The organism is Dyella sp. Tek66A03, from assembly GCF_052567735.1.
Genome location: NZ_CP199584.1, coordinates 359892 through 374719 on the forward strand (window position 1 = coordinate 359892; position 14828 = coordinate 374719).

A 14828-nucleotide genomic window follows, 5' to 3' on the forward strand; every position below is an offset into this window, starting at 1 on the left:
AGCTTCATCGCGGTGCGCGGATGACTTGTGCCGCCGCGACGTCATGAAACCAATCACAAAGGTTTTGCCATGCTTCGTCTAAGCTGCGTCCTGGTACTCGCTGCAGGCATGCTGCTCATGGCCCCTGATGGGCAGGCAAAAGAGGCGCCTATCGCTAGCAAAGTGCGGGTCATCGGGCATCGGGGTGCGAGTGCATTGCGCCCGGAGCACACGCTGGCCTCCTATGGCAAGGCGATCGCCGATGGCGCCGATTTCATCGAACCGGATCTGGTGATGACACGCGACGGTGTGCCCGTGGCGCGCCACGAGAACGAAATCGGCAGCACCACTGACGTCGCGCAACATCCCGAGTTCGCCGCACGCAAAACCACCAGGACGATCGATGGCCATGCCGTCACCGGCTGGTTTACCGAGGACTTCACGCTGGATGAGCTCAAGACGCTGCGTGCGCGCGAACGTCTGCCAGCGTTTCGCAGCACCGCTTATGACGGCCAGTTCCAGATTCCCAGCCTGGACGAGATCATCGATTTCGTCGCCACCGAAGCGGCCACCAGCGGCCGCGTGATCGGCATCATTCCCGAGATCAAGCACAGCACGTATTTCCAGCAACGCGGCCTGCCGATGGAAGATCGCGTGCTGGCGATGCTTGCCGCGCACGCCTATACGCGCAGCGCGCCCGTCGAGATCCAGTCGTTCGAGGTCGCCAACCTGCGCTATCTGCGGGACAAGCTGGGCAAGACCCATCCGAACATCCGCCTGCTGCAACTGCTCGATGACGCGGCCGCGCAGCCGTACGATGTGGTCGTTGCGGGCGGCAAGCTTACCTATGGCGACATGATGAAGCCGGCGGGGCTGCATGACATCGCCACCTATGCCGATGCGATCGGCCCGAACATCCGTGCCATCATCCCGCTCGCTGCCGACGGCACGTTGGGGAAGCCAACATCGCTGGTGCATGATGCGCATGCAGCGAAGCTGGAACTTCATCCCTATACCTTCCGCCCGGAAAACCATTTCCAGGCCAGGAACTTCTGGCAGGGTAGCGATCCGAAGACCTTCAACGAGGCTGGTTCGATCGCCGAAATGCGCGCCTATCTCGATGCGGGTATCGACGCCTTTTTCACTGATGATCCGGCACTGGGTCGCCGGGCCGTCGATGGTCGCCAGGCTCTATAGGATGGGCCCGGACATCATCTCTCTTGCGGGGAGCCTCTCATGCGTATTCCCATGCGCCGTATCGTCGGCACCCTGTTGGCAATCGGCGTGGCCGTGCCGCTGGCGGCGGCCCCTGTGGTGCTCATTTCCATCGATGGCCTGCGACCCGTCGACGTGCTGGACGCGCAACATCGCGGCTTGAAGTTGCCCAACCTGCAGTCTTTCCTCACGCAGGGCGCCTATGCCGAAAGCGTGCGCGGCGTGCTGCCCACGCTTACCTATCCAAGCCATGCCACGCTGCTTACCGGCGTATCGCCGGGAAAGCATGGTATCGGGGGCAATCTCATCTTCGATCCGCACGATGAGAACGAGCAGCGTTGGGACTGGTACGCTACCGATATCAAGGTGCCGACCTTGTGGGACGAAGCACACGCCGCCGGGCTGCGCACGGCGAGCATCAATTGGCCAGTCAGCGTTGGCGCCGAAGTGGATTGGAACCTGCCGCAGATCTGGGGCAGCGGTGCCGCGGATACCCGCAAGCTGGTCGCTGCCATGGCGACGCCGGGCCTGTTGCCGGTGCTGGAGAAGCAACTGGGTACCTACGCCGACGGTGCGGATGAAAGTATCGCCGCAGATCGGACGCGTACGCGCTTCGCCATCGCGCTGATGGAATCGCGCAAGCCCGATTTCATGACGACCTATCTCGCCTCGCTCGACCGCGAGCAGCACGTGAGCGGGCCGGATACGCCGGCATCGCGCGTGGTGCTGGAACAGATCGATACCCTGGTAGGTGACCTGATCAAGGCGTCACGACGCGTGCATCCCGACTGCGTGATCGCGGTGGTATCCGATCACGGCTTTGTGCCGGTGCAGCACGATGTGAATCTCTACATTCCGTTTATTCAAGCCGGGCTGGTCACCGTCAAGGATGGCGCCGTGGCCGATTGGCAGGCGATGCCGTGGAACGATCGCGGCAGTGCAGCGATCGTGTTGCGTGATCCCGCCAATGTCGCGGTGCGCAAGAAGGTAACCACGATGCTTGCCGGGCTTCAAAAGGACCCGGCCTACGGCATCGATCGCGTGGACGACAAGGCTGAAGTGATCAGACAGGGCGGCGCTGCGCAGGCCGAGTGGTTCGTGCTGTTCAAGCAGGGCTATGAAATGGGCCTGAAGCTTGACGCTCCGATGCCGTCGCCAAGCCCTTTCCGCGGCATGCACGGCTACGATCCGGCGTGGCCGCAGATGCGCGCAACCTTCCTGATCGAGGGCAAGGGCATCAAGGCGGGCAGGGATCTTGGCCAGATCGATATGCGCGATATCGCACCTACGATCGCTTACGTGCTCGGTGTAAAGCTGCCGCAGGCGGAAGGTAAATCGCTACTGCCGTAAAGGAGCCGCGAAAAGCCACCGCTCGCGCACCCGGCTACGCAACGATTTCGCGCTGGCTCTAAGATCGCGGTTCCATACGGGCACAGGGGCCGTGCATGTCCATGTCATCCATTGCCGATGCGCCACCCGGGTCTCGACGGCCCGGCGTCGCCGTGGCGCTGCTTGGCGCCGCCGCCATCCTCGGTGCCGTGCTGGCCGGTCCGGGCCCGGCGGACGGCTGGCAGTGGTTGCACTGGATCAGCAAGCCCCTGGCGACGGTGCTGATACTGTGGACGGCGTGGCGCATCGCTCCGCCGCTAACGGCGCGCTACCGGCGCTGGATCGCCATCGGCATGCTGTTCTCCTTGGCCGGCGATATCTTCCTGATGCTGCCGCAGGACGCCTTCGTCCCAGGGCTGGTGGCCTTTCTCATCGCGCACGTCTGCTTTATCCGGGCCATGCTGGACGATGCGCGCTTTGCGGCGCGTCCGTGGGCACTGCTGGCGTGTCTGGGTTACGGAGCGCTCAACCTGTGGCTGCTGTGGCCGTCGCTGCCGACGGCGCTTTATGTCCCGGTGGTGGTTTACGTGGCCGTGCTGGCGAGCATGGCCGGTCAGGCGGTGTCTCGCGCCTGGTGGTACGCCGGGGATGCGCTGGCCGGCCCGGCCCGGTGGGCGGCGGTGGGCGCGCTGCTGTTCATGCTCAGCGATACACTGATTGCCTGGAACCGGTTCCGCGTGGCCATACCGTGGGCGGCCTTGTGGATACTGGCCACTTACTATGCGGCGCTGTGGTGTCTGGCGCGTTCGATTCAACGGGTGAGCGGGACGGGTAAGCACGCGTGAACATGCAGGAAGTCATCATTACCTGGGCCACGCCGGTGTTCTTCGCGCTGATCGCGCTGGAACTGCTGGTGGCGAAGCTGCGCGGGCGCGTGGTCTATCACAGCAGCGATGCCATCAACAGCCTCGGCCTGGGCGTGATCTCGCAGATCGTGGCGGTCTTCAGCAAGCTGCTCACGCTGGGCATCTACGCATGGTGCGTGCAGCACTTCGCGGTGTTCTCGCTGCCCTCCAACAGCATCTGGGTCTGGATCAGCGCCTTGCTGCTGTACGACTTTTGCTACTACTGGCTGCATCGCTGCGGCCATGAAGTGAACATCCTGTGGGCTGCGCACGTGGTGCATCACCAGAGTGAGGACTACAACCTGAGCACGGCGCTGCGCCAGACCGGCAGTGGTGTCTTGCTGGGCTGGCTGTTCTACCTGCCGATGGCGATCATCGGCTACCCGCTGGAAGTGTTCGTGGTGGTGGCGCTGATCGACCTGCTGTACCAGTTCTGGGTACATACCGAGCTGGTGGGGCGACTGGGCTGGTTCGATCGGGTGTTCTGCTCGCCGTCCAACCATCGCGCGCATCATGCGGTGAACGACCGTTATCTCGATCGCAACTACGGCGGCATCCTGATCGTGTGGGACCGCTTGTTCGGCAGCTTCGTCGAAGAAGACGACACCGATCCGCCGATTTATGGTACCCGCTCGCCCTTGCGCAGCTGGAACCCGCTATGGGCTAACGCCGAGGTGTACTGGGCCACCTTGAAAGACGCCTGGCATGCGCGACGCTGGCGCGACAAGTGGCTGGTCTGGCTGAAACCGCCGGGCTGGCGACCGGCCGATGTCGCCGAGCGATTCCCCAAGCCGGCGTTCGAGATCCAGCGTGAACGCTATGCGCCGCAGTTATCGCGCGGGCTGGTCATCTACAGCCTGGTGCAGTTCGCGTTGCTGCTGGCGATGGGCGTGCAGTTCCTGGATCTCGCCAAGCACCTGCCGGCCCTGTCGCTGATCGGCTACGCCATCTTCCTGTTGCTGAGCTTGTATGCATTGGGCGCGCTGACGGAGGGTCATCGCAGTGGAGTCGGGCTGGAGCTGGTGCGCCTGTTCGCCACCGGGGTCATCCCGCTGTTCACCGGCGGCTGGTTCGGCGCGGCCCATCTGGACGTTCCCGTCGTCGGCGCCCTGGTGGCGATACCTGTGCTCAGTGCACTGGTCCTGGGCTGGCTGAGTCTGGGCATGCACGGGCAGGCGGGTAGCGGCAAAACCATCCCCGGCTGAGCATTGGCGGGGCCTCGCGCAGCTGCAGCGTGGCAGCGGAAGAGGCATTCGCTATGATCGCCGCTCGTTTCCCGGGGATGAGCTGATGAGTTTCTTGAGCAAGTTGATACGCCACAAGCCTGTGGAGATGCTGCAGGCCGAGGCGGGCAAGCGCGGGGATTTCCGCCGCGTGCTGGGCCTTTGGCAGCTCACCGCGATCGGCATCGGCGGCATCATCGGCGTGGGCGTGTTTGTGCTGGCCGGCCAGCAGGCGGCGATTAACGCCGGCCCGGCGGTGGTCTTGTCGTTCCTTATCGCGGGTATCGCCAGCGCGGCGGCGGCACTGTGCTACGCCGAGTTCGCCGGCATGATTCCCGTCACTGGCAGTGCCTATACCTACGGTTACGCAGTGCTCGGCGAGCTGGCCGCTTGGCTGATCGGCTGGGATCTCCTGCTCGAATATGCGCTGATCGTGGCCGTGGTGGCGATCGGCTGGTCCGGTTATGTGCAATCGGCGCTGGCTAGCATGGGGCTGGACCTGCCGGTATGGGCGAAGGGCGCGGCGAATCCTGACAAACCAGGACAGCTGTTCGATGTCGTCGCCGCCGCGATCACACTGGGCGTCGCCGCGCTTTTGACCATGCGCACCGAGTGGGGCGCGCGCCTCAACACGTTCATCGTCACCATCAAGGTCCTGGCGGTGATGCTGGTGATCGGCGTCGGCGCGTTCTACGTAAATCCTGCCAATTGGGTGCCCTTCATTCCCGCGCGCGTGATCGGCGCCGACGGCGTGAGCCATTTCGGTCTTCATGGCGTCGCAACGGCGGCGGCGGTGGTGTTTTTTGCAGTGTTTGGCTACGACACGCTGACCACGGCTGCCGAGGAATCGAAGAATCCCCAGCGTGACTTGCCGCGCGCGGTGCTGCTGTCGCTGGGCATCTCCATGGCGATGTACCTGGCCGTGTCGCTGGTACTCACCGGCATCGCCCACTACACCACGCTCAAGACCGACGCTCCGGTGGCTGATGCGTTCAAGGGCCTGGGGCTGCACTGGGTCGCGCTGACCGTCTCGATTTCGGCGGTGTTCGGCCTGATCAGCGTGCTGTTTGCCTTCATGCTGGGCGCGGCGCGCATCTGGTTCGCGCTCGCCCGCGACGGACTGCTGCCGGGCTGGTTCGCCAAGGTGCACCCGCGCTATGGCACGCCGTTTCGTCCGACCGTTGCACTCGGTGTATTTACCGCGCTGGTAGCGGGCTCCACGCCGATCCAGAAGGTGGCCGAGCTGGTGAATATCGGCGTGCTGTCGGCCTTCATCGTCATCTGCTCCTCGGTGATCGTTCTGCGCATGCGCAAGCCGAACCTGCCACGCTCGTTTCGCACACCGCTGGTGCCACTGATCCCGCTAGTCGGCATTGGCTTCTCGATCTGGCTGCTATCGGAACTGCCGGCGATCACCTGGAAAGTGTTCCTGATCTGGGTGAGCCTGGGTCTGATGGTGTACTTCGGGTATGGCATGCACCACAGCAAGCTGGAAAAGTTGCCTCAATAGAACGATGTAGGAGCGCACCCTGTGCGCGATCACTGAGTGTCGTCTTACCGCTCCGTAGGCTTTTCGCGCACAGGGTGCGCTCCTACAAAAAGAGCAGTGCAAAAAAACGGCCGCTTTCGCGGCCGTTTTTCTAATCGCGATGTCGCAAAACTCAGAAGCGGTATTCGACCGATGCCGAGTAAGCCGCTACGTTGGTGTTGACCTGCGACTCGCTGGCGCCAGCGCGGCCGTACTTCACGTGGTAGTTGTCGTAGTTCAGCGCGAGGCTGACGTTCTTGGTCACGTCATAGCCCACGCCTGCACCGGCGTACCAGCCGTTGTTCCAGCTGCGCTGCGATGCGGACACGTCGCCCACGGTGACGCCGGCGGTGGTGCGCGAACGCAGGTAGCCGCCGTGACCGGTGACGTACCAGTTGTTGTAGAAGTTGTACTTGGCGGTCACGCCGAGCTGGGCCACGCGCGGCTTGGCGTATGCCGTGGCGAAGTCCGTGGTGTTCTTGGCCTGGCCGAGGTAGGCGTAGCCGACTTCGGCACCGACGAGGCCGTTCCAGCGCCAGCCGAAGCGCACGTTCTGGAACACGTCGGACTTATCGGAAATGCCGCCGATGCGGTAGTTGCTCTGGCCCAGGTTGCCAGCCACGAAGAAGTTGTCCAGCTGGTTGCTTTCGTCGGCCTTGGCGGCGAACGGCGACACAGCGGCGACGGCCAAGACGGCCGCGAGAAGAGGCTTGTGCATGGAATGCTCCATTCTTTTTGTGATGTCGCCACGACGGCTAAGGGGGAGTGTCGTGACGGTCCGCGTGGGGATCGCGGTGTGAAAATCATACGGGTTTTTAACGCGTGGGTAGCATCTCCAGCGCGTCGAGGGATGGGCAAGGTTCAGGCATCGCCATGACCTCTGGCAGGGGTTGCGATGCGCCGTCGCCCACTAGCATCGACTGCTTATGTTCCGTGCGGCTGCCGTCGCGGGGCACGGATTTCGTCAGGAGAAAACTTTGAAAGCCTCGCGTCTCGCTTCCGCCATCCTTGCTTCAGCCCTTGGTGTGGGCAGCTTTTCAGCGCTCGCCGACGTGGCTGCGCCGCAGGACATCGCGTTCAATGGCACGCTCAAGATCAACGTCGACGCCACCGACATCGCGCATCGCGTATTCCGCGTGCACGAAACCGTGCCGGCGCAGCCGGGTCCGTTGACCCTGCTGTATCCCCAGTGGTTACCGGGCAATCATTCGCCGACCGGTCCGATCGACAAGCTGGCGGGCCTGGTGGTGAAGGCGAACGGCAAGACCTTGCCGTGGAAGCGCGATCCGCTCAACGTGTACGCGTTCCATGTCGACGTGCCGGAGGGCGCTAGCAGCGTGGACGTCGAGTTCCAGTTCCTCTCACCGCAGGACACCCGCCAGGGCCGTGTGGTGATGACGCCGGAAATGCTCAACGTGCAGTGGAACGCCGTGTCGCTGTATCCGGCAGGCTACAACGCCAACCGCATCCAGGCCGAGACCAGCGTGAAGTTTCCCGCGGGCTGGCAGTACGGTAGTGCGCTCGAGCTGGCCGCGCGCGATGGCGACACCGTGCATTTTAAGCCGATCGCCTATGACGACCTGGTCGACTCGCCGATCTACGCGGGCAAGTATTTCAAGCGCGTGGACCTGGACCCGGGTGCGAAGACCCCGGTGTTCCTCAACATCGTCGCCGACGATCCGAAATTCTTGGAGATGAAGCCCGAGCAGCTGAAGCTGCACCAGAACCTGGTGCAACAGATGTACAAGCTGTATGGCGCGCATCACTACGACCATTACGACTTCCTGTTCTCGCTCAGCGACAAGATGTCGGGCAATGGCCTGGAGCATCACCGCTCCAGCGAAAACGGCGTCGGCACCGGCTATTTCACCGAGTGGGACAAGAGCGCCATCATGCGCGACCTGCTCCCGCACGAGTTCAACCACTCCTGGGACGGCAAGTATCGTCGCGGCGCCGATCTCGCCACGCCGAGCTTCAACGTGCCGATGCAGGACAGCCTGCTGTGGGTATACGAAGGCCAGACCCAGTTCTGGGGTTATGTGATGGCCGCGCGCTCGGGCCTGTGGAAGCAGGACGAGGCGCGCGACATGCTCGCCCTGGTCGCCGCCACCTACGACAAGGGCCGTCCGGGCCTGCAGCAGTGGCGCACCATCCAGGACACCACCAACGATCCGATCATCGCGATGCGTCGTCCGCTGCCGTATCGCAACTACCAGCTGAGCGAGGATTACTACTCCGGTGGCCAGATGATCTGGATGGACGTGGACGGCAAGCTGCGTGACCTCACCGGCAACAAGCGTTCCATCGACGATTTCGCCAAGTCGTTCTTCGGCGTGGAGAACGGCAAGTGGGACGTCAACACCTACACCTTCGAAGACGTAGTGAAGACGCTCAACGGGATTGCGCCGTATGACTGGACCAGCTACCTGCGCGAGCGACTGGACGGCCACGGCCCGCTGATCGGCGGCTTCGAGGCCAATGGCTGGAAGCTGGTCTACAACGACAAGCCGTCGGCTTCGGCGAAGGCTGTGGAAACGCGCGTCGGCGGTGCCAACCTCACCTACTCGCTGGGTGTCTCGTTCGGCAAGGGCGGTGACACGCTGGACGTGCTGTGGGACGGCCCCGCGTTCAAGGCCGGCCTGTCGCCGGGCATGAAGGTGATCGCGGTGAACGGCAAGGAGTTCTCCAGCGACGCCATCAAGGATGCCGTCGATGCGTCGGCAAAGGACAAGAGCCAGCCGATCGAACTGCTGGTGAAGAATTTCGACGAGTACAAGACGCTGCGCATCGACTATCACGATGGCCAGAAGTATCCGCACCTGGAGCGTATCGAGGGCAAGCCGGATCGTTTGAGCGAGCTGCTCAAGCCGCGTTGAATCACTCCGCTTTTCCCTCTCCGGGGAGAGGGTAGGGTGAGGGGTCAAACTTGCGATAAAGCCTGTTTGAGACGGGCTTCGTAGAGAGCTTTTCGCAAGCACCCGCCCCTCATCCCGGCCTTCTCCCCAACGGGGAGAAGGAGAAGTGCGAGCCGCGCCCCAAATTCGCTATACTGCGCGTCCGCCGTGCGGCGAGGGTCTTCCCCCTGCACGTGCCGACGCTTATGCGCCCGTAGCTCAGCCGGATAGAGTAGTGGCTTCCGAAGCCATTGGTCGGGGGTTCGAATCCCTCCGGGCGCGCCATCTTCGAGGAGCAGCGTGCCTGCTAGCGTGGCTGGCCCCGGGTTTCGGCCTTGCGCGCAGCCTCCTGGACACCACGCACGGCGGCGGCGATGACCAGTCCGGTCATCAGCACGCCGATCAGGCCGAGCAATAACGTGTCGATCCGGCCGAATGCTGTTGTGGGCACCACGTCGCCATAGCCGATGGTGAGCGCGGTGATGGTGCAGAAGTAGATGGTCTCGCCGAATGGCGACGGTAATCGATCCGATGTTTCAACCGGGCCGCCGAGGTAATACATCCCGACTGTCAGCAGGGCGAACAGCAGGAGCAGCCCGGCCATGATCGTTCGCAGGTACCACAGCGTCGCCGCGAACTCCTCGAGTACGTCGCTGGCCTTTAGGTGGGGACTTGGAGTTCTCGACATCTTTCCCATGGTGGACCTCACGTTTTTGGATGGCTCGCCTCGCCGCGGGGTAGGTCGCCTGATCGCAAGCGGCGGCGTGTATCGAGCAACTGGACCATCAGGCACGCGTACAGGGTGACGGCAACGAACAGCCCCATGCGCACGGCGAAGGCCGTATAGACGTCTTTTCCAGCCGCGCTGTCCTGCACCGACTGACCCAGCAGAATGATGAGGGTGACGAGGCTGTTGAGCCAGAAGCCGGGCGTGTAGCGGGTCGGGCTGATCGCATAAAGCTTGCGTGCCAGCAGCAAGGCGAACAGCAGCATCCACAGGAAGAACATCCACAGGTGCACGAACCACTTCAGTGCGAACCAGAACAGGATCGCCAACAGGCCACCGAGCAGGGTGGACCCCAGCAGCTCACGTGCGGCACCGCGCGCCGACGTCGTGCAGCTCTGCCTGCCCAGGCTGACGGACTTCATGATGATCGGCATATAGCTGGCCGGGTCGGACAGCGCGAGGAGGAACGCCGGCAATACCACCAGGGCGGCACGTAGCGCCAGGCGAGTGGCGTCGTCGTTCGACATGGCTTGGGCAGCGGGGGTTTTGGGAGCGCTGGCGGGTTCCGGAAACAGCCGGTGGCAGAGGGCCAGCACCAGCACCGCGAGCGCCAGTCCCTTGATCAGTGCGCCGACGACCGTCATGGCCAGCTCGGTATCCGCCGTGCCTGCCGCAGAAATCATGGTCAGGCCAACCACGAGAAACGTGGCGACCAGGTTGTTGCCTCCACGCAGGCCGTAGCGAAAGGCCAGGAATAGACACAAGCCGATCAGCAGTACGCCAGCCAGCGCGTAATAGCGAAGCAAGGGTGCCAGCAGCAGGCCGCTCCCCGTGGTCAATGCCACGACCAGCACAAGACGCAATCCGTCCTTCAGTGACAGCGGTCGATTGAGCAACGCCAGCAGGAAGACGGCAAACACCGGCGCCACCACCGGAATGGGCAGATCCAGCGCGAAACTGGTGGCGAGGCAGAGCGCCGTGCCCGTGCCGAGGCGTAGCGCGCGCAGACCGCGTAACCATCGTTGGTCGGGTGCGGTGGTCATCAGTAGAGATAGGAAAGCCAGCTCATTACACGGAGGAATAGGCGGCCCAGCGGGTTGAGCGGGTTGCCCTGGGTCGGAAACGCCATGACCTCGGCCTGCCCACCGACACGAATGTCGCGGGGGGGCACGGATGCTCCCGGCGTGAACTCCACGATCACCGGAAAGCGCTGGGCCGGTCGCAACCAGTCGCGACTGTTCTGCACGGTCGGCAGGCTGCCGGGCGGCGTGCCCTGGCCCACGCTGACGCCATAGCCGATGCTGCGGACCCGACCGGGGAAGAGCTCACCCGGCCGTGAATCCAGCGCAATCGAGACCGGCGTGCCCGGTTCAAGGTGACCCAGATTGTTCTCGGTCATGTCCGCGCTCACCCACACATCGTGGATGGCGACCAAGGTCATGACCGGATTGCCCGCTGCGGCGTACTGACCGACTTCCGTGCGCAAGTCGGTGATGAGTCCCGCAGAGCGAGCGCGAATGCGGGTGTTGGCGAGGTCCAGCGCCGCCTTTTCCACCGCCGCGGCGGCACTGCGCAACTGCGCATTCTCTGCCTCGCTGCCGCCTTGCGTCTCTTTCGCGCGCTCCACCTCGGCACGGGCGCCGCTGACTTGGCTAAGCGCCTGATCGTGCGTCGCACGCGCAACTTCCAGGCGACGCAGCGATACGGTGCCCTGATCCTCGCGGTAAAGCCGTTCCAGGCGATCGCTGTCCTGTCGCGCCTTGACCTCGTTTGCGCTGGCAGCACGCACTGCCGCGAGAGCCGAATCGATGCCGGCCGTGCTCGCACCAATCTGGCGGCGTGTCGATTCGAGGTCGGCGCGCGCGCGGACCAGGGCGATCCGATAGGGCTCCGCGTCCACTTCGAACAGAATGTCACCCGCCTTGACCTCCTGGTTGTTGCGCACGAGAACCCGGGTCACTCGCCCCGCTACTTCGGCAGCCACCGGAATAACGAAGGCCTGCACCCGGGCCTGCTGCGTATAGGGCGTGAAGCGGTCGGCGAGCAGGTACCAGACGAAGCTGATGCCGATGAGCACGAGCACCCACCGCACGCCCTTGCCGGACGGTTCTGCCGCAGGTGGCTGCGATGGCGGCGCGGCCGCCGCGGGTGACGGCGCATCGCTCATCGGGACTGGCCTTCAGGTGGTAGGGGCGCGGCGGAAGGAGCATTCGACTCCTTGATCAAGTCGCCCCAATGCGTGCGCTGCTCCATCTGCTCGCGGGTGGCCGGATCGACCAGCGGCTGCTCCGTGCGCCAGCCGCCACCGACGGCTTTGTAGAGTGCAATCAGGCTACCGACCGCATTGCTGCGGTTGACGATGTAGGCATCCTGCTGGGCGGAAAGCGCGCGTTGCGCATCGAGGACACGCTGGAAGTCTGAATAGCCTTCGCGATAGATCGTGTTGGCAAGCGTCAGCGAGCGACCCGCGGCCTGTTCCGCATCGTGCAACACGCTGTCGCGCTGCAGCGCTGCGATCAGTCCGGTGGCGGCATCGTCCGCTTCGCGCGCCGCCTGGCGCACGGTGTCCTGGTAGGTGACGACCAGCTGTTGCAGACGGGCATCCTGCACGCGCACGTTGTTGACGATCCTGCCATGGTCAAACACGTTCCAGGTGACGCTGGGGCCGATGGCCAAGGCGAGCTCGCTCGGTGATCCCGCCACCTCGCTGGCGCTCAACAGCGAGCTGGGCGTGCCCGACGATGAACTCGCGCTCCAGGCGAGCGTGCCCAACAGTGTCACCGTCGGATAGAGATCGGCCTTCGCCACGCCGATGAGTGCCGACTGCGAAGCCATGTGCAGCTCGGCGGCGCGCACGTCGGGGCGGCGAAGCAGCAGGTCTGCCGGAACATCCTGCAGCACCGCGTGATCGACCAGCGGGATCACCCCTTCCTTGCCGGGCTGCTCGTCCAGCTCAGGCAGTGGACCGGGAGGGCGCCCTATAAGCACGGACAACGCATGGCGTGCCAGCGTGATCTGGCTTTCGAACGTGGGGATGTTGCTCAGCGTGCTGAGGTATTGCGTCTTGGCCTGCTGGAGGTCCAGCTCATCGCTTTCACCGCTTTTGAACAGGCGCTCGGTGATCTCCAGGCTGCGCTTCTGCAGTGCGGCGTTCTCGTGTGCGATGCGCAAGCGCGCCTCGGCCGTTCGCATGGTGAAGTAGGTGTCGGCCACTTGTGCGTGGAGCAGGACCAGGACAGCGTCACGGTTGGCCTGCGAGGCAAAGTAGGCCGCGTCCGCCGCCTCGATGGCGCGCCGGAAACGACCCCAGAAGTCCAGCTCCCAGCCGATGTCGAAACCGATGCCGTACTGCCACGAGCCACTCGAATTGGGGCCGCTATTCCCGGAGTGCCTGCTCTTCGTATACAGGGCGTCGCCCCCGATCTGCTGCACTTGCGGGTAACGCCCGCTCTGGGCAATGCCCAATTGGGCGCGTGCCTCGAGCACGCGTAACCCGGCGATCTTCAGATCGGCGTTATGCGCATCGGCTTCCGCCATCAGACGCTCGAGATTCTGATCGGCGAAGACCTGCCACCATTGGCTCGCATCAGGCTGCGCATGCTGCATGGTGGCCTGCTCGATGGCCGGGTCGCTCCAGTGTTCGGCCCAACCCTCATGCTGAGGGTGAAAGTCCGGGCCCACCGTCACGCAACCACCGAGGCAAGCCACGTAGGCCAGCCACAGTCGGTTCGAGCCCGTGAAGCGCGGCACCGTGGGCGTCCGGCGGCATCAAGGCTGCTTCGGTTCGACCGGTTCATCGACCGGCGCGGCCACCGGTGCTTCGGCCTGCGGCTGCTCATCGATCCAACGCCAGAACAGTTGATAGCCGACAGCGAGCACGACCGGACCAATGAACAGGCCGATCACGCCACCGGTCACCATGCCACCCAGCGCGCCGATCAGCACCACCGGCATCGGTACGTCGACGCCGCGCCCCAGCAGCAGCGGCTTGAGCACGTTGTCCGCCAGGCCCGCGATAAAGGTATAGATGGCGAACACGATCGCCGCCACGGTGAAGCCTTCGCTGGCGAAGACCCAGATGATGACCGGGATGGTGATCAAGGTTGCCGGTAGCTGCATGATGCCGAGCAGCAACACCGCCAGCGCAAGCAGGCCCGCGCCGGGAATGCCCTTCACCACGAAGGCGACCCCGATCAGCAGCATTTGAATGAATGCGATGCCGACCACGCCCTGGGCTACCGCGCGGATGGTGGCGGCACACAGTTCCGCGACATGCGGGCCGGCCTCGGGGCCGAAGAGGCGCGACGTAATGCGTACGGCACTGTGCCTGGCTTCCTCGCCGTAGGCCATGAAGATGCCCGAGAGGATCAGCGCGAAGATGAAGATCAGCAGCCCGGCGCCAACACTGGTGGCGCCCTCCAGCAACGCAGCACCCACACCTTTGAGTTGCGGAGTGATCCTCTGGATCAGACCGGTCAAGTCAGTAGAGGCCTGAAGCCAGAACGCGTACACCCTCCCTCCCACCAGCGGCCAGCCAGCCACCGATTCGGCGGGTGGCGGAATGCGGATGCTGCCGCTCTTGGCCATCTCCATCGCATTGCCGATCGAGTCGACCAGCGCGATACCCAGCAAATACATGGGTATCGTGAGGATGATGAGTGTCACTAGCACGATAAGCGTCGCCGTCAAACCGTCCTTGTTGCCCAAGCGCTTGCGTAGCCGCAAATGCAACGGGTAGAGCGTGATGGCAAGGATTAGAGACCACACGAGCAGGCTGCCGAACGGATAGAAGATCCGGAAGCAAACCACGGCCAGGATGGCGATCAGGCCTGCCCGAATCAGCACATCGAGCATGCCGCGGGAAAGCTCCCTTGCGGAAATCGGTGTCGTCAGCATCGTTAATGTCCTTGCACGTTGCAGCAGGGATATTCGAGCGGTCGGCCAGGCTTTCGAGGCGATCGGGACAGTCCTGCCCCGAAAGCGTGGTGCTCCGATGGTCCGTTACGCAGCGTGTTTGCCGTGCGAAGA

The 14828-nt window shown here is 63.8% G+C and carries 12 protein-coding genes and 1 tRNA gene; 7 read left to right on the forward strand and 6 right to left on the reverse strand.

The features are described 5' to 3' along the window. The first annotated feature begins 69 nt into the window (after nt 1-69). The 5 genes from ACT01B_RS01540 to ACT01B_RS01560 all read left to right on the forward strand — a co-directional run bounded on the left by ACT01B_RS01540 (nt 70) and on the right by ACT01B_RS01560 (nt 6161). Nucleotides 70-1176 (forward strand): glycerophosphodiester phosphodiesterase, encoded by a 1107-nt coding sequence (locus ACT01B_RS01540; protein ID WP_445145644.1) that lies wholly within the window; start codon nt 70-72, stop codon nt 1174-1176. 39 nt (nt 1177-1215) lie between these two features. Continuing rightward, nucleotides 1216-2544 carry an alkaline phosphatase family protein gene (locus tag ACT01B_RS01545; protein WP_445145645.1) on the forward strand — a complete coding sequence of 443 codons (1329 nt, stop codon included), beginning with the start codon at nt 1216-1218 and terminating at the stop codon, nt 2542-2544. Between the two features lie 95 nt (nt 2545-2639). After that, on the forward strand, nt 2640-3368 hold the full coding sequence (locus tag ACT01B_RS01550) for a lysoplasmalogenase (RefSeq protein ID WP_445145646.1): 729 nt from the start codon (nt 2640-2642) through the stop codon (nt 3366-3368). Beyond that, nucleotides 3365-4633 carry a sterol desaturase family protein gene (locus ACT01B_RS01555; RefSeq protein WP_445145647.1) on the forward strand — a complete coding sequence of 423 codons (1269 nt, stop codon included), beginning with the start codon at nt 3365-3367 and terminating at the stop codon, nt 4631-4633. Before ACT01B_RS01550 ends, ACT01B_RS01555 begins: the two co-directional genes overlap by 4 nt. A gap of 85 nt (nt 4634-4718) precedes the next feature. Then, the gene (locus ACT01B_RS01560; protein ID WP_445145648.1) at nt 4719-6161 is read left to right on the forward strand and encodes an amino acid permease; all 1443 of its coding nucleotides are present in this window, start codon (nt 4719-4721) and stop codon (nt 6159-6161) included. Nucleotides 6162-6312: 151 nt separating this feature from the next. Here the strand turns inward: ACT01B_RS01560 and ACT01B_RS01565 are convergent, their stop codons facing one another. After that, nucleotides 6313-6897, reverse strand: coding sequence for an outer membrane protein (locus ACT01B_RS01565; RefSeq protein ID WP_445145649.1), 585 nt, complete (start codon nt 6895-6897; stop codon nt 6313-6315). Between the two features lie 259 nt (nt 6898-7156). Between ACT01B_RS01565 and ACT01B_RS01570 the strand changes: the two genes are divergently transcribed. Beyond that, entirely contained in the window at nt 7157-9055 is a 1899-nt protein-coding gene (locus ACT01B_RS01570) for a M61 family metallopeptidase (protein ID WP_445145650.1), read from the forward strand. Nucleotides 9056-9281: 226 nt separating this feature from the next. Beyond that, a tRNA-Arg gene (locus tag ACT01B_RS01575) sits at nt 9282-9358 on the forward strand. A 22-nt stretch (nt 9359-9380) separates the two neighbouring features. Here ACT01B_RS01575 and ACT01B_RS01580 read toward each other — a convergent pair. The 5 genes from ACT01B_RS01580 to ACT01B_RS01600 all read right to left on the reverse strand — a co-directional run bounded on the left by ACT01B_RS01580 (nt 9381) and on the right by ACT01B_RS01600 (nt 14696). Beyond that, nucleotides 9381-9677, reverse strand: a complete 297-nt coding sequence (locus tag ACT01B_RS01580; RefSeq protein WP_445145651.1) for a potassium channel family protein — start codon at nt 9675-9677, stop codon at nt 9381-9383. Between the two features lie 101 nt (nt 9678-9778). Further along, entirely contained in the window at nt 9779-10843 is a 1065-nt protein-coding gene (locus ACT01B_RS01585; RefSeq protein WP_445145652.1) for a DUF2955 domain-containing protein, read from the reverse strand. Then, on the reverse strand, nt 10843-11967 hold the full coding sequence (locus ACT01B_RS01590; protein WP_445145653.1) for an HlyD family secretion protein: 1125 nt from the start codon (nt 11965-11967) through the stop codon (nt 10843-10845). The genes ACT01B_RS01585 and ACT01B_RS01590 overlap by 1 nt, the downstream gene beginning before the upstream one ends. After that, nucleotides 11964-13550 (reverse strand): TolC family protein, encoded by a 1587-nt coding sequence (locus ACT01B_RS01595; RefSeq protein WP_445145654.1) that lies wholly within the window; start codon nt 13548-13550, stop codon nt 11964-11966. Before ACT01B_RS01595 ends, ACT01B_RS01590 begins: the two co-directional genes overlap by 4 nt. A gap of 18 nt (nt 13551-13568) precedes the next feature. Beyond that, nucleotides 13569-14696 (reverse strand): AI-2E family transporter, encoded by a 1128-nt coding sequence (locus ACT01B_RS01600; protein WP_445145655.1) that lies wholly within the window; start codon nt 14694-14696, stop codon nt 13569-13571. Nucleotides 14697-14828: the final 132 nt, after the last annotated feature.